The sequence below is a fragment of the Enterobacter cloacae complex sp. HYC074_NIDB genome (assembly GCF_056673345.1).
In genome coordinates this window covers 4,557,353-4,572,804 of sequence record NZ_CP114214.1, presented here as the reverse complement: position 1 = coordinate 4,572,804, position 15,452 = coordinate 4,557,353, and the positions used below count along the sequence as shown (strand labels likewise).

At 55.0% G+C, this 15,452-nt stretch carries 8 protein-coding genes, 2 tRNA genes and 3 rRNA genes; 11 read left to right on the top strand and 2 right to left on the bottom strand.

Annotation, left to right across the window (positions count from 1 at the left end; translation table 11 throughout):
• Positions 1–167: 167 nt before the first annotated feature.
• Entirely contained in the window at positions 168–1,331 is a 1,164-nt protein-coding gene (fadA, locus tag O1724_RS22210) for an acetyl-CoA C-acyltransferase FadA (RefSeq protein ID WP_000416981.1), read from the bottom strand.
• 9 nt (positions 1,332–1,340) lie between these two features.
• Positions 1,341–3,530, bottom strand: a complete 2,190-nt coding sequence (gene fadB / locus O1724_RS22205; protein ID WP_048245204.1) for a fatty acid oxidation complex subunit alpha FadB — start codon at positions 3,528–3,530, stop codon at positions 1,341–1,343.
• Positions 3,531–3,720: 190 nt separating this feature from the next.
• Here fadB and pepQ point away from each other — a divergent pair, with 190 nt between their 5' ends.
• The 11 genes from pepQ to birA all read left to right on the top strand — a co-directional run bounded on the left by pepQ (position 3,721) and on the right by birA (position 15,450).
• Complete coding sequence (pepQ, locus tag O1724_RS22200) at positions 3,721–5,052, top strand: Xaa-Pro dipeptidase (protein ID WP_050871342.1); 1,332 nt, start codon at positions 3,721–3,723, stop codon at positions 5,050–5,052.
• Positions 5,052–5,666 carry an IMPACT family protein gene (locus O1724_RS22195; protein WP_023323863.1) on the top strand — a complete coding sequence of 205 codons (615 nt, stop codon included), beginning with the start codon at positions 5,052–5,054 and terminating at the stop codon, positions 5,664–5,666. The genes pepQ and O1724_RS22195 overlap by 1 nt, the downstream gene beginning before the upstream one ends.
• 41 nt (positions 5,667–5,707) lie before the next feature.
• Positions 5,708–7,159 carry a Trk system potassium transporter TrkH gene (trkH, locus tag O1724_RS22190; protein ID WP_022649737.1) on the top strand — a complete coding sequence of 484 codons (1,452 nt, stop codon included), beginning with the start codon at positions 5,708–5,710 and terminating at the stop codon, positions 7,157–7,159.
• Positions 7,160–7,169: 10 nt separating this feature from the next.
• Positions 7,170–7,712, top strand: a complete 543-nt coding sequence (gene hemG / locus O1724_RS22185) for a menaquinone-dependent protoporphyrinogen IX dehydrogenase (protein WP_003860122.1) — start codon at positions 7,170–7,172, stop codon at positions 7,710–7,712.
• 358 nt (positions 7,713–8,070) lie between these two features.
• Positions 8,071–9,612 (top strand): 16S ribosomal RNA (locus tag O1724_RS22180).
• Positions 9,613–9,682: 70 nt separating this feature from the next.
• Positions 9,683–9,759: transfer RNA gene (locus tag O1724_RS22175), tRNA-Ile, on the top strand.
• Positions 9,760–9,864: 105 nt separating this feature from the next.
• Positions 9,865–9,940, top strand: a tRNA-Ala gene (locus tag O1724_RS22170).
• Positions 9,941–10,120: 180 nt separating this feature from the next.
• Positions 10,121–13,024: ribosomal RNA gene (locus O1724_RS22165) — 23S ribosomal RNA — on the top strand.
• A gap of 188 nt (positions 13,025–13,212) precedes the next feature.
• A 5S ribosomal RNA gene (gene rrf, locus O1724_RS22160) occupies positions 13,213–13,328 on the top strand.
• The 16S, 23S and 5S rRNA genes sit together here with 2 tRNA genes alongside, the layout of an rRNA operon.
• A 134-nt stretch (positions 13,329–13,462) precedes the next feature.
• Positions 13,463–14,491, top strand: coding sequence for a UDP-N-acetylmuramate dehydrogenase (gene murB / locus O1724_RS22155; protein WP_022652019.1), 1,029 nt, complete (start codon positions 13,463–13,465; stop codon positions 14,489–14,491).
• A complete protein-coding gene (birA, locus tag O1724_RS22150; RefSeq protein ID WP_003861169.1) occupies positions 14,488–15,450 on the top strand; it encodes a bifunctional biotin--[acetyl-CoA-carboxylase] ligase/biotin operon repressor BirA in 963 nt (320 codons plus the stop codon). Before murB ends, birA begins: the two co-directional genes overlap by 4 nt.
• Positions 15,451–15,452: the final 2 nt, after the last annotated feature.

The window sequence follows — 15,452 nt, the reverse complement described above, 5'->3', positions numbered from 1 at the left end:
GCAACTAAACTGTCTCTCTTCGCCAATGGCGCCATAACTGCGTTGGCTGCGCTCGTTCACCCGAATCACTTACTAATGTAAGCTCATCGGGATTCGCTCGCTTGCCGCCTTGTTCTGACGTCATTGGCTTTGAGATACTTTTCCTTATTTACACTCTCTCAATTAATTTACACCCTCTCAAACACTGTCGCGATCCCCTGACCCAACCCGATACACATCGTTGCCAGACCAAACTGGGCATCTTTGCGTTCCATCAGGTTAATCAGCGTGGTACTGATACGCGCCCCGGAACAGCCCAGCGGGTGTCCGAGGGCGATCGCGCCGCCGTTGAGGTTAATCTTCTCGTCGATCTGATCCATCAGCCCCAGATCCTTAATGCACGGCAGGATCTGCGCGGCGAACGCTTCGTTCATCTCAAAGAGGTCGATATCACTTGCGCTCAGCCCCGCTTTTTTCAGCGCCAGTTTTGACGCCGGAACCGGACCGTAGCCCATGATGGATGGATCGCAGCCCACGACCGCCATCGAACGCACGCGGGCGCGTGGCGTCAGGCCTAATTCGCGGGCGCGGCTTTCGCTCATCACCAGCATCGCGGCGGCACCGTCGGACAGGGCAGACGAGGTGCCCGCCGTTACCGTGCCGGTGACCGGATCAAACGCCGGACGCAGGGTAGAAAGCGCTTCAACGGTGGTTTCCGGGCGGATGACTTCGTCATAGCTGAACTGCTTCAGTACGCCGTCTGCGTCGTGACCGCCGGTCGGGATGATCTCATTCTTAAAGGCACCAGACTGCGTGGCGGCCCAGGCGCGGGCATGCGAGCGAGCGGCAAAGGCATCCTGCATCTCACGGCTGATGCCGTGCAGACGGGAGAGCATCTCGGCGGTCAGGCCCATCATACCGGCGGCTTTCGCCACGTTGCGGCTCATACCTGGATGGAAATCGACCCCGTGGCTCATCGGCACGTGGCCCATGTGCTCCACGCCGCCCACCAGACAGGCCTGCGCATCGCCGGTCATGATCATCCGCGCCGCGTCGTGCAGCGCCTGCATCGACGAACCGCAAAGACGGTTGACGGTGACCGCCGGAACCGAATGCGGGATCTCCGCCAGCAGAGACGCGTTACGGGCAATGTTGAAGCCCTGCTCCAGCGTCTGCTGGACGCAGCCCCAGTAGATATCGTCCAGCGCAGCAGGGTCCAGCGCCGGGTTACGCGCCAGCAGGCTACGCATCAGGTGCGCGGAGAGGTCTTCCGCGCGCACGTTACGGAACGCACCGCCTTTTGAACGGCCCATCGGGGTGCGAATCGCATCAACAATGACAACCTTTTCCATTGTGACTCCTTAAGCCGTTTTCAGCGCGCCAACCGGACGGGCTGGCTCAACTGCTGGGTAGTAGGGTTCGTTATGACGCGCTTTGTTACGCAGACCTTCCGGCACCTCATAAAGCGGGCCGAGGTGCTGGTACTGCTGAGCCATATCGAGATAGCGAGCGCTGCCGAGCGTATCCAGCCAGCGGAACGCGCCGCCGTGGAACGGAGGGAAGCCGAGGCCGTACACCAGCGCCATATCCGCTTCTGCCGGGCTGGCGATAATGCCTTCTTCGAGGCAGCGCACCACTTCGTTGATCATCGGGATCATCATCCGGGCGATGATCTCGTCGTCAGTGAAGTCGCGTTTCGGCTGACTGACGTCGGCCAGCAGGCCATCCACCGCCGCATCTTCTTCTTTTTTCGGTTTGCCTTTGCTGTCTTCTTTATAGCGCCAGAAGCCCAGACCGTTTTTCTGACCAAAGCGGTTGGCGTCGAACAGGGCGTCAATGGCGTCGCGATAGTCTTTCTGCATGCGCTGCGGGAAGCCCGCCGCCATCACCGCCTGAGCGTGATGGGCAGTATCGATGCCGACAACGTCCAGCAGATACGCCGGGCCCATCGGCCAGCCGAACTGTTTTTCCATCACTTTATCGATTTTGCGGAAGTCTGCGCCGTCGCGCAGCAGCTGGCTGAAGCCGGCGAAGTAAGGGAACAACACGCGGTTAACGAAGAAGCCCGGGCAGTCGTTAACGACGATCGGCGTTTTGCCCATCTTGCTCGCCCACGCCACCACTTTGGCGATGGTTTCGTCGGAGGTTTTCTCCCCACGGATCACTTCGACCAGCGGCATGCGGTGCACCGGGTTAAAGAAGTGCATCCCGCAGAAGTTTTCCGGACGCTTCAGCACGCTCGCCAGTTCGCTGATAGGAATGGTGGAGGTGTTAGAGGCCAGCACGGTTTCCGGACGCACCTTGTCTTCGGTTTCGGCCAGCACCGCTTTTTTCACTTTCGGGTTCTCGACGACCGCTTCAACCACCACGTCCACACGGTCGAAACCGCTGTATTCCAGCACTGGCTGGATGGTGGAGATCACGCCTGCAAGCTTCAGACCATCAATTTTGCCGCGCTCAAGCTGTTTATTCAGCAGCTTGGACGCTTCGGTCATGCCCAGCGTCAGGGATTTCTCGTTGATGTCCTTCATCACCACCGGCACGCCTTTCCAGGCAGACTGGTAGGCGATGCCGCCCCCCATAATGCCCGCGCCGAGTACCGCCGCGTGTTTTGGCGTTTCAACGTTTTTGGTGAGTTGTTTGGCTTTGCCCTTCACAAACTGATCGTTAAGGAAGATACCAACCAGCGCGCGGGCTTCGTTGGTGTGCGCCAGCGGGACAAAGCTCTGGTTTTCCAGCTTCAGGGCGTCATCACGGCCCAGACGGGCTGCCGCTTCAATGGTTTTCACCGCCGTGATCGGCGCCGGGTAGTGTTTACCCGCCGTCTGCATCACCATGCCTTTGGCGATGGTGAAGCTCATGGTGGCTTCAATTTTGCTGAGCTTCAACGGCTCCAGCTTCGGCTGACGTTTGGCTTTCCAGTCGAGGTCGCCGTTAATGGCCTGACGCAGAATGGCGAGTGCGCCTTCAACAAGCTTCTCAGGTTTTACAACGCCGTCGACCAGGCCAATTTTCTGCGCCTGTTCTGCGCCGACGTCTTTACCCGCGGCAATGATCTCCAGCGCGCTGTCGGCGCCCAGCATGCGCGGCATACGGACGGAGCCGCCAAAGCCCGGCATGATGCCCAGCTTGGTTTCCGGCAGGCCGATACGCAGGTCCGGGGTCGCCAGACGGTAATCAGTGGCTAACACGCATTCGCAGCCGCCGCCCAGCGCGTAACCGTTGACGGCAGAAAGGGTCGGGACAGGCAGATCTTCCAGACGATTAAAGACGCTGTTCGCGAAGTGCAGCCACTGGCTCAGCTGTTCTTCTGGCACCAGGAACAGCGACAGGAATTCGGTGATATCCGCGCCAACGATAAAGGCCGCTTTGTTGGAGCGCAGCAGCAGCCCTTTTAAATCTGATTGCTTTTCAAGTACATCCAGCGCCTGGCCAAGACTGGCCACCGTCGCGGTATCAAGCTTATTCACTGAGCCGGGGGCATCGAACACCAGTTCGGCAATGCCATCTTCCAGCCAGTCTACGTACAGGGTGTCGCCTTTGTAGAGCATGTCGGTCTCCTGAATCCAGCAATTGGATCTGGTCATACCAGATGAAACGGAGTGTGGAATTTATGTTAATAAAATGCAAATTAGTCATTAAGAAATTGCTGCGCTGATCACGGTCGGTGGAAATCACGCAGCCGGAGTGAGGTGTGCTAAGATGCGATGACTTGAGGTCAAAAAAACGAAAGGAAGAATGATGGACTCACTGGCTTCGCTTTATAAAAATCATATCGTTACCCTACAGGAACGTACCCGCGATGTACTGGCCCGCTTCAAGCTGGATGCCCTGCTGATCCACTCCGGCGAGCTGATGAATACTTTTCTTGATGACCATGCTTATCCCTTCAAGGTTAACCCGCAGTTTAAAGCCTGGGTGCCTGTCACGCAGGTTCCAAATTGCTGGCTGCTGGTGGATGGCGTGAACAAGCCGAAACTGTGGTTCTACCTGCCGGTCGATTACTGGCACAACGTGGAGCCGCTGCCGACCTCATTCTGGACCGAAGAAATTGACGTGATTGCGCTGCCAAAAGCAGACGGCATAGGCAGCCAGCTGCCAGCGGCGCGCGGCAACATCGGCTACATTGGTCCGGTTCCTGAGCGCGCGCTGGGTCTGGATATTCCGGCAGATAAACTCAACCCGAAAGGCGTGCTGGATTATCTGCACTACTATCGCGCCTACAAGACCGACTACGAACTTTACTGCATGCGTGAAGCGCAAAAAACGGCGGTGAATGGCCACCGTGCGGCGCACGAAGCGTTCCAGTCCGGTATGAGCGAGTTCGATATCAATCAGGCTTACCTGACGGCGACCGGCCACCGCGATACCGACGTGCCGTACAGCAACATCGTGGCGCTGAATGAACATGCCTCGGTTCTGCACTACACCAAACTGGATCATCAGGTTCCGGCTGAGATGCGTAGCTTCCTGCTGGACGCGGGGGCTGAGTACAATGGTTATGCGGCAGACCTGACCCGTACCTGGGCGGCGAATGCGGATACCGATTTTGCGCAATTGATTAAAGACGTGAACGACGAACAGCTGGCGCTGATTGGCACCATGAAGGCCGGAACCAGCTACGTGGATTATCACATCCAGTTCCATCAGCGCATTGCTAAACTGCTGCGTAAGCATCAGATTATCAAAGACATGAGCGAAGAGGCGATGGTTGAGAACGATTTGACCGGGCCATTTATGCCGCATGGTATCGGCCACCCGCTGGGTTTGCAGGTTCATGACGTCGCGGGCTTTATGCAGGATGATACCGGCACGCACCTGGCGGCACCGTCTAAATATCCTTATCTGCGCTGCACCCGCGTTCTGGCGCCGCGTATGGTATTGACCATCGAGCCGGGCATCTACTTTATTGAATCCCTGCTGGCGCCGTGGCGCGTAGGGCAATTCAGCAAGCACTTCAACTGGGAGAAAATTGAAGCGCTGAAGCCTTATGGCGGCATTCGTATCGAGGATAACGTGGTTATTCACGAGAACAGCATTGAGAACATGACGCGAGATTTGAAGCTGGCCTGATGGAAAGCTGGCTGATACCGGCCGAGCCGGTCACCTTTGTTGAGGAAATCAAAAAAAGCCGCTTTATCACGCTGTTGGCGCATACCGACGGCGTGGAGGCGGCGAAGGCGTTCGTCGAGTCCGTCCGCGCGCAGCACCCGGATGCCCGCCATCACTGTGTGGCGTGGGTCGCAGGGCCGCCAGACGACTCACAGCAGCTCGGATTTTCTGACGACGGTGAACCGGCGGGTACGGCCGGAAAACCGATGCTCTCCCAGTTGATGGGCAGCGGCGTGGGTGAAATCACCGCCGTCGTGGTCCGCTACTACGGGGGCATTTTGTTAGGCACCGGAGGGCTGGTTAAAGCCTACGGAGGTGGTGTCCAGCAGGCGCTTAATCTTCTGATAACAACCCGCAAAACGCCACTTACGGAATATACTTTGTTATGCGATTACGCCCAGCTATCGGGTATCGAAGCACTGCTTAAACAGTTTAACGGTGTCATCGCACAGAGTGATTATCAGGCAATGGTGCAATTACGCGTGGCGCTTCCTCAGGCGGAACTGGCTGCTTTTTCAGCAAAACTCGCTGATTTTAGTCGCGGTTCATTGCAATTACTGCCGATTGAAGAATAATCCCCACCTCACAATTTTGAATACCTAAGGAAGCGGCAGAGATGCATTTTCGTGCCATTACCCGAATCGTTGGATTGCTGGTCATACTTTTCTCCGGGACAATGATCATTCCCGGACTGGTGGCGCTCATCTACCGGGACGGCGCGGGGCGTGCATTTACGCAAACCTTTTTTGTCGCGCTGACGATTGGCTCCCTGCTGTGGTGGCCAAACCGCCGTGAGAAAGGTGAACTGAAATCCCGGGAGGGGTTTCTGATTGTGGTCCTGTTCTGGACGGTACTGGGAAGCGTGGGTGCGCTGCCGTTTATCTTCTCCGAACAACCGAATCTCACCGTCACGGATGCGTTTTTTGAATCGTTCTCCGGATTAACGACCACCGGGGCCACCACGCTTGTGGGGCTGGATTCGCTCCCGCATGCGATTCTCTTTTACCGGCAGATGCTTCAGTGGTTCGGCGGTATGGGGATCATTGTCCTGGCGGTGGCTATCCTGCCGATTCTGGGCGTCGGGGGGATGCAGCTTTACCGGGCGGAGATGCCCGGCCCGCTGAAAGATAACAAAATGCGCCCGCGTATTGCGGAGACGGCGAAAACCCTGTGGCTTATCTATGTCCTGCTGACGGTGGCCTGCGCGCTGGCGCTGTGGTTTGCCGGGATGCCTGCGTTTGATGCCATCGGGCACAGCTTTGCGACTATTGCTATCGGCGGGTTCTCCACCCACGATGCCAGCGTCGGCTACTTCGACAGCCCGACAATCAATACCATCATTGCCATCTTTTTGCTGATCTCAGGCTGTAACTACGGTCTACACTTCTCGTTGCTTAGCGGACGGAGCCTGAAGGTGTACTGGCGCGACCCGGAATTCCGGATGTTTATTGGCGTCCAGCTGACTCTGGTGATCATCTGTACCCTGGTACTGTGGTTCCACGATGTCTATAACTCGGCGGTCACGACCCTGAACCAGGCCTTCTTCCAGGTGGTATCGATGGCAACAACCGCCGGTTTCACCACGGACAGTATTGCGCGTTGGCCGCTGTTCCTGCCGGTGCTGCTGTTGTGCTCTGCGTTTATCGGCGGCTGTGCCGGGTCAACGGGCGGCGGTCTGAAGGTGATCCGTATTCTGCTGCTGTTCAAGCAGGGGAACCGTGAGCTGAAACGTCTGGTCCACCCGAATGCGGTTTACAGTATTAAGCTGGGGAACCGCGCGCTGCCGGAACGCATCCTCGAAGCGGTGTGGGGATTCTTCTCCGCTTATGCACTGGTCTTTATTGTCAGTATGCTGGCGATTATCGCCACGGGCGTGGATGATTTCTCTGCCTTCGCCTCTGTGGTGGCAACGTTAAACAACCTGGGGCCGGGGCTGGGCGTCGTGGCGGATAACTTCGCCAGTATGAACCCGGTGGCGAAGTGGATCTTAATCGCCAATATGCTGTTTGGGCGTCTTGAGGTGTTTACGCTGCTGGTGCTGTTTACCCCAACATTCTGGCGTGAGTAAGGAGACATTGGTGAAAACGTTAATTCTTTTCTCAACGCGTGACGGACAAACGCGTGAGATTGCTTCATATCTGGCTTCTGAACTCAAAGAGCTGGGCATTTATTCTGATGTGGTGAACCTGAATCGCACAGAGCAGATTGCCTGGCAGGATTACGACCGCGTGGTCATTGGCGCTTCAATTCGTTACGGCCATTTCCATCCGGCGCTGGATCGCTTTGTGAAAAAGCATACGGCGGAACTCGCTCAGCTGCCTGGCGCGTTTTACTCGGTCAACCTGGTTGCCCGTAAAGCAGAGAAGCGTACGCCGCAGACTAACAGCTATACGCGTAAGTTTTTGCTGAGTTCGCCATGGCAGCCCGATATCTGTTCTGTCTTTGCTGGCGCGCTGCGTTACCCGCGTTACCGCTGGTACGACCGCTTTATGATCCGCCTGATCATGAAAATGACGGGCGGGGAAACGGATACGCGTAAAGAAGTGGTTTATACCGACTGGGCTCAGGTCGCCAGTTTTGCCCGTGAAATTGCGCATTTAACGGACGATGCGCGGGTTTAATAAGCGTTGAGTTTGAAAAATGAGCGAACGAAAAGTTTTTTGTATTTAGTGCTTGTCACTTCAGAAGAACTCCCTATAATGCGCCTCCACTGACACGGAACAACGGCACGCAAGCCGCCGGGTCAGCAGAGAAAAGCAAAACAAACGCTTGACTCTGAAGCGGGAAAGCGTAATATGCACACCCCGCGCCGCAGCGAAAACGAAGCGGCACTGCTCTTTAACAATTTATCAGACAATCTGTGTGGGCACTCAAAGTGACATGGATTCTTAACGTCCTCGGACGAAAAATGAATACCAAGTCTCAACGAGTGAACACGTAATTCATTACGAAGTTTAATTCATTGAGCATCAAACTTTTAAATTGAAGAGTTTGATCATGGCTCAGATTGAACGCTGGCGGCAGGCCTAACACATGCAAGTCGAACGGTAACAGGAAGCAGCTTGCTGCTTCGCTGACGAGTGGCGGACGGGTGAGTAATGTCTGGGAAACTGCCTGATGGAGGGGGATAACTACTGGAAACGGTAGCTAATACCGCATAACGTCGCAAGACCAAAGAGGGGGACCTTCGGGCCTCTTGCCATCGGATGTGCCCAGATGGGATTAGCTAGTAGGTGGGGTAACGGCTCACCTAGGCGACGATCCCTAGCTGGTCTGAGAGGATGACCAGCCACACTGGAACTGAGACACGGTCCAGACTCCTACGGGAGGCAGCAGTGGGGAATATTGCACAATGGGCGCAAGCCTGATGCAGCCATGCCGCGTGTATGAAGAAGGCCTTCGGGTTGTAAAGTACTTTCAGCGGGGAGGAAGGTGTTGAGGTTAATAACCTCAGCAATTGACGTTACCCGCAGAAGAAGCACCGGCTAACTCCGTGCCAGCAGCCGCGGTAATACGGAGGGTGCAAGCGTTAATCGGAATTACTGGGCGTAAAGCGCACGCAGGCGGTCTGTCAAGTCGGATGTGAAATCCCCGGGCTCAACCTGGGAACTGCATTCGAAACTGGCAGGCTAGAGTCTTGTAGAGGGGGGTAGAATTCCAGGTGTAGCGGTGAAATGCGTAGAGATCTGGAGGAATACCGGTGGCGAAGGCGGCCCCCTGGACAAAGACTGACGCTCAGGTGCGAAAGCGTGGGGAGCAAACAGGATTAGATACCCTGGTAGTCCACGCCGTAAACGATGTCGACTTGGAGGTTGTGCCCTTGAGGCGTGGCTTCCGGAGCTAACGCGTTAAGTCGACCGCCTGGGGAGTACGGCCGCAAGGTTAAAACTCAAATGAATTGACGGGGGCCCGCACAAGCGGTGGAGCATGTGGTTTAATTCGATGCAACGCGAAGAACCTTACCTACTCTTGACATCCAGAGAACTTAGCAGAGATGCTTTGGTGCCTTCGGGAACTCTGAGACAGGTGCTGCATGGCTGTCGTCAGCTCGTGTTGTGAAATGTTGGGTTAAGTCCCGCAACGAGCGCAACCCTTATCCTTTGTTGCCAGCGGTTAGGCCGGGAACTCAAAGGAGACTGCCAGTGATAAACTGGAGGAAGGTGGGGATGACGTCAAGTCATCATGGCCCTTACGAGTAGGGCTACACACGTGCTACAATGGCGCATACAAAGAGAAGCGACCTCGCGAGAGCAAGCGGACCTCATAAAGTGCGTCGTAGTCCGGATTGGAGTCTGCAACTCGACTCCATGAAGTCGGAATCGCTAGTAATCGTGGATCAGAATGCCACGGTGAATACGTTCCCGGGCCTTGTACACACCGCCCGTCACACCATGGGAGTGGGTTGCAAAAGAAGTAGGTAGCTTAACCTTCGGGAGGGCGCTTACCACTTTGTGATTCATGACTGGGGTGAAGTCGTAACAAGGTAACCGTAGGGGAACCTGCGGTTGGATCACCTCCTTACCTTAAAGAACCTGCCTTTGTAGTGTCCACACAGATTGTCTGATGAAAAACAGCAGTAAAAAACCTCTACAGGCTTGTAGCTCAGGTGGTTAGAGCGCACCCCTGATAAGGGTGAGGTCGGTGGTTCAAGTCCACTCAGGCCTACCAAATTTTTGCTGATGCTGCGTTGCGGCGACACTCACATACCTGAGTATGCTTCGTGTCACCACGCCTTGCCTCAACAAAAATTACCGGTACAGAGGTGACTACGATGGGGCTATAGCTCAGCTGGGAGAGCGCCTGCCTTGCACGCAGGAGGTCTGCGGTTCGATCCCGCATAGCTCCACCATCTTTTACTGCGAACACAAGAAAACTTCAGAGTGAACCTGAAAAGGTGCACTGCGAAGTTTTGCTCTTTAAAAATCTGGATCAAGCTGAAAATTGAAACGACACACAGCTCATGTGTGTTCGAGTCTCTCAAATTTTCGCAAGTCGATGATGAATCGAAAGAAACATCTTCGGGTTGTGAGGTTAAGCGACTAAGCGTACACGGTGGATGCCCTGGCAGTCAGAGGCGATGAAGGACGTGCTAATCTGCGATAAGCGACGGCGAGGTGATATGAACCTTTGACCCGTCGATGTCCGAATGGGGAAACCCAGTGTGTTCCGACACACTATCGTTAACTGAATACATAGGTTAACGAGGCGAACCGGGGGAACTGAAACATCTAAGTACCCCGAGGAAAAGAAATCAACCGAGATTCCCCCAGTAGCGGCGAGCGAACGGGGAGCAGCCCGGAGTCTGAATCAGCTTGTGTGTTAGTGGAACGGTCTGGAAAGTCCGACGGTACAGGGTGATAGTCCCGTACACGAAAACACACTTGCTGTGAACTCGAAGAGTAGGGCGGGACACGTGGTATCCTGTCTGAATATGGGGGGACCATCCTCCAAGGCTAAATACTCCTGACTGACCGATAGTGAACCAGTACCGTGAGGGAAAGGCGAAAAGAACCCCGGCGAGGGGAGTGAAAAAGAACCTGAAACCGTGTACGTACAAGCAGTGGGAGCACCTTCGGGTGTGACTGCGTACCTTTTGTATAATGGGTCAGCGACTTATATTCTGTAGCAAGGTTAACCGTATAGGGGAGCCGAAGGGAAACCGAGTCTTAACTGGGCGTTAAGTTGCAGGGTATAGACCCGAAACCCGGTGATCTAGCCATGGGCAGGTTGAAGGTTGGGTAACACTAACTGGAGGACCGAACCGACTAATGTTGAAAAATTAGCGGATGACCTGTGGCTGGGGGTGAAAGGCCAATCAAACCGGGAGATAGCTGGTTCTCCCCGAAAGCTATTTAGGTAGCGCCTCGTGAACTCATCTTCGGGGGTAGAGCACTGTTTCGGCTAGGGGGCCATCCCGGCTTACCAACCCGATGCAAACTACGAATACCGAAGAATGTTATCACGGGAGACACACGGCGGGTGCTAACGTCCGTCGTGAAGAGGGAAACAACCCAGACCGCCAGCTAAGGTCCCAAAGTCATGGTTAAGTGGGAAACGATGTGGGAAGGCACAGACAGCCAGGATGTTGGCTTAGAAGCAGCCATCATTTAAAGAAAGCGTAATAGCTCACTGGTCGAGTCGGCCTGCGCGGAAGATGTAACGGGGCTAAACCATGCACCGAAGCTGCGGCAGCGACACTATGTGTTGTTGGGTAGGGGAGCGTTCTGTAAGCCGTTGAAGGTGTGCTGTGAGGCATGCTGGAGGTATCAGAAGTGCGAATGCTGACATAAGTAACGATAAAGCGGGTGAAAAGCCCGCTCGCCGGAAGACCAAGGGTTCCTGTCCAACGTTAATCGGGGCAGGGTGAGTCGACCCCTAAGGCGAGGCCGAAAGGCGTAGTCGATGGGAAACAGGTTAATATTCCTGTACTTGGTGTTACTGCGAAGGGGGGACGGAGAAGGCTATGTCAGCCGGGCGACGGTTGTCCCGGTTTAAGCATGTAGGCGGAGGTTCCAGGTAAATCCGGTACCTTATTAACGCTGAGGTGTGATGACGAGGCACTACGGTGCTGAAGTGATAAATGCCCTGCTTCCAGGAAAAGCCTCTAAGCATCAGGTAACACGAAATCGTACCCCAAACCGACACAGGTGGTCAGGTAGAGAATACCAAGGCGCTTGAGAGAACTCGGGTGAAGGAACTAGGCAAAATGGTGCCGTAACTTCGGGAGAAGGCACGCTGATAGGTAGGTGAAGCCCCTGCGGGCGGAGCTGAAATCAGTCGAAGATACCAGCTGGCTGCAACTGTTTATTAAAAACACAGCACTGTGCAAACACGAAAGTGGACGTATACGGTGTGACGCCTGCCCGGTGCCGGAAGGTTAATTGATGGGGTTAGCGGCAACGCGAAGCTCTTGATCGAAGCCCCGGTAAACGGCGGCCGTAACTATAACGGTCCTAAGGTAGCGAAATTCCTTGTCGGGTAAGTTCCGACCTGCACGAATGGCGTAATGATGGCCAGGCTGTCTCCACCCGAGACTCAGTGAAATTGAACTCGCTGTGAAGATGCAGTGTACCCGCGGCAAGACGGAAAGACCCCGTGAACCTTTACTATAGCTTGACACTGAACACTGGTCCTTGATGTGTAGGATAGGTGGGAGGCTTTGAAGCGTGGACGCCAGTCTGCGTGGAGCCATCCTTGAAATACCACCCTTTAATGGCTGGTGTTCTAACGTAGACCCGTGATCCGGGTTGCGGACAGTGTCTGGTGGGTAGTTTGACTGGGGCGGTCTCCTCCCAAAGAGTAACGGAGGAGCACGAAGGTTGGCTAATCCTGGTCGGACATCAGGAGGTTAGTGCAATGGCATAAGCCAGCTTGACTGCGAGCGTGACGGCGCGAGCAGGTGCGAAAGCAGGTCATAGTGATCCGGTGGTTCTGAATGGAAGGGCCATCGCTCAACGGATAAAAGGTACTCCGGGGATAACAGGCTGATACCGCCCAAGAGTTCATATCGACGGCGGTGTTTGGCACCTCGATGTCGGCTCATCACATCCTGGGGCTGAAGTAGGTCCCAAGGGTATGGCTGTTCGCCATTTAAAGTGGTACGCGAGCTGGGTTTAGAACGTCGTGAGACAGTTCGGTCCCTATCTGCCGTGGGCGCTGGAGAATTGAGGGGGGCTGCTCCTAGTACGAGAGGACCGGAGTGGACGCATCACTGGTGTTCGGGTTGTCATGCCAATGGCACTGCCCGGTAGCTAAATGCGGAAGAGATAAGTGCTGAAAGCATCTAAGCACGAAACTTGCCCCGAGATGAGTTCTCCCTGAGACCTTGAGTCTCCTGAAGGAACGTTGAAGACGACGACGTTGATAGGTCGGGTGTGTAAGCGCAGCGATGCGTTGAGCTAACCGATACTAATGAACCGTGAGGCTTAACCTTACAACGCCGAAGATGTTTTGGCGAAGAGACAGAATTTTCAGCTTAGATTCAGAGTCCGAAGGATTTTGCGCTGAGACAAGGCGGCAAACGAAGGAAAGGAAGGAGCATACTGAGGTATGTGACTGACTTTACGAGAGCAGCCAACGCAGTATCAGTGCGAAAGACACAGGACAGAGCACAAGAATTTGCCTGGCGGCTGTAGCGCGGTGGTCCCACCTGACCCCATGCCGAACTCAGAAGTGAAACGCCGTAGCGCCGATGGTAGTGTGGGGTCTCCCCATGTGAGAGTAGGGAACTGCCAGGCATCAAACAAGTGAAGAGGCCATCCGCAAGGATGGCCTTTTTGCGTTTCTACACCTGCTTCCTTTCCATAAACAAATCACCTATCCCCCCATATATACGGTAAACTATCCCGGTTTTTGCATCAGGATAGCGTCTATGAATCACTCCCTTAAGCCCTGGAATACCTTTGGTATTCAACGGAATGCTAATCAAATTGTACGTGCCGAAAGTGCTCAGCAGTTGCTGAATGCATGGCAAAACGCAACAGGAAACGGTGAACCCGTACTTATTCTGGGCGAAGGAAGTAATGTCCTGTTTCTCGATGATTTTGCGGGGACGGTAATCGTCAATCGCATCATGGGGATTGAGTGTAAAGAGAGCGCTGAAAGCTGGCATTTACACGTGGGTGCTGGCGAGAACTGGCACCATCTGGTGCAATATACCCTTGAAAAAGGGATGCCCGGACTGGAAAACCTGGCCCTGATCCCGGGCTGTGCAGGATCATCTCCTATTCAAAACATCGGTGCCTACGGCATCGAACTGAAACACGTCTGCGAATATGTCGATTGCATCGAACTCGCGACCGGAACGGCGAAGCGCCTGACCGCAGAGCAGTGCCGCTTTGGTTATCGCGACAGCATTTTCAAGCACGATTATCAGGATCGTTTCGTCATTGTGGCCGTTGGTCTGCGCCTGGCGAAAGCCTGGAAACCCGTTCTGACTTACGGCGATCTGACCCGTCTTGACCCGGCTACCGTCACACCGCGTGAGGTATTTGATTCCGTATGCCACATGCGCATGACCAAGCTCCCGGACCCGAAAGTCAACGGAAATGCGGGCAGTTTCTTCAAAAACCCGGTGATCAGCAGCGAAAATGCAAAAGCATTTCTCGCTGGCTGGCCAACGGCCCCGCATTATCCTCAGGCGGATGGCAGCGTGAAGCTGGCCGCAGGCTGGCTTATCGATCAGTGTGAATTAAAAGGTACTACTCTTGGTGGCGCTGCTGTTCATCGTCAGCAGGCGCTGGTACTGATCAACCAGTCCAACGCGACAAGTGAGGATGTCGTCAACCTGGCGCACCATGTTCGTCAGCGCGTGGGCGAAAAATTCAACGTCTGGCTGGAGCCTGAAGTTCGCTTTATTGGCCGAACGGGCGAAGTGAATGCCGTGGAGACCATTGCGTGAAGGACAATACTATTCCGTTAACTCTCATCGGTATCCTTGCTGATGGCGAGTTTCATTCTGGCGAGCAGCTGGGCGAACAGCTGGGCATGAGCCGCGCTGCCATCAATAAACATATTCAAACGCTCCGCGACTGGGGCGTGGATGTGTTTACGGTGCCGGGAAAAGGCTACAGCCTGCCGGAACCGATCCAGTTACTGAATGAAGAGATCATCCGCAGCCAGATTGGGCACGGTAACGTCGCGGTATTGCCGGTCATTGATTCGACGAACCAGTATCTGCTGGATCGCCTGAGCGAGCTGAAATCCGGTGATGCCTGCGTTGCCGAGTACCAACAGGCAGGACGTGGCCGCCGGGGGCGTAAGTGGTTCTCACCATTTGGCGCCAACCTCTACCTTTCCATGTACTGGAGGCTTGAACAGGGGCCAGCTGCGGCCATAGGGCTGAGCCTGGTCATCGGCATTGTGATGGCAGAGGTGCTGCACGATCTGGGTGCCGATCAGGTGCGGGTAAAATGGCCCAACGATCTGTATCTCAACGATCGGAAGCTGGCGGGGATCCTGGTCGAACTGACGGGAAAAACAGGCGATGCCGCACAGATCGTTATTGGAGCGGGGCTGAACATGGTGATGCGAAACGTGCAGAACGATGTCGTGAACCAGGCCTGGACCAACCTACAGGAAGCGGGGATCACCATCGATCGCAATACGCTTGCCGTCCGCATGATCAATGAGTTGCGTAGTTCGCTGACGCTCTTTGAACAGGAGGGGTTAGCGCCATTCCTGTCCCGCTGGGAAAAGCTGGATAACTTTATTAACCGACCGGTGAAGCTGCTGATTGGGGATAAAGAGATTTACGGCACATCACGCGGCATTGATGCGCAGGGTGCGTTGCTTCTTGAACAGGATGGTGTGATTAAGCCCTGGGTGGGCGGTGAAATTTCGTTACGAAGTGCAGAGTAACC

Excerpts from the sequence above, each read along its gene's own strand:
- fadA (WP_000416981.1), bottom strand. The coding sequence starts at position 1,331 with ATGGAAAAGGTTGTCATTGTTGATGCGATTCGCACCCCGATGGGCCGT.
- fadB (WP_048245204.1), bottom strand. The coding sequence starts at position 3,530 with ATGCTCTACAAAGGCGACACCCTGTACGTAGACTGGCTGGAAGATGGC.
- pepQ (WP_050871342.1), top strand. The coding sequence starts at position 3,721 with ATGGACTCACTGGCTTCGCTTTATAAAAATCATATCGTTACCCTACAG.
- O1724_RS22195 (WP_023323863.1), top strand. The coding sequence starts at position 5,052 with ATGGAAAGCTGGCTGATACCGGCCGAGCCGGTCACCTTTGTTGAGGAA.
- trkH (WP_022649737.1), top strand. The coding sequence starts at position 5,708 with ATGCATTTTCGTGCCATTACCCGAATCGTTGGATTGCTGGTCATACTT.
- murB (WP_022652019.1), top strand. The coding sequence starts at position 13,463 with ATGAATCACTCCCTTAAGCCCTGGAATACCTTTGGTATTCAACGGAAT.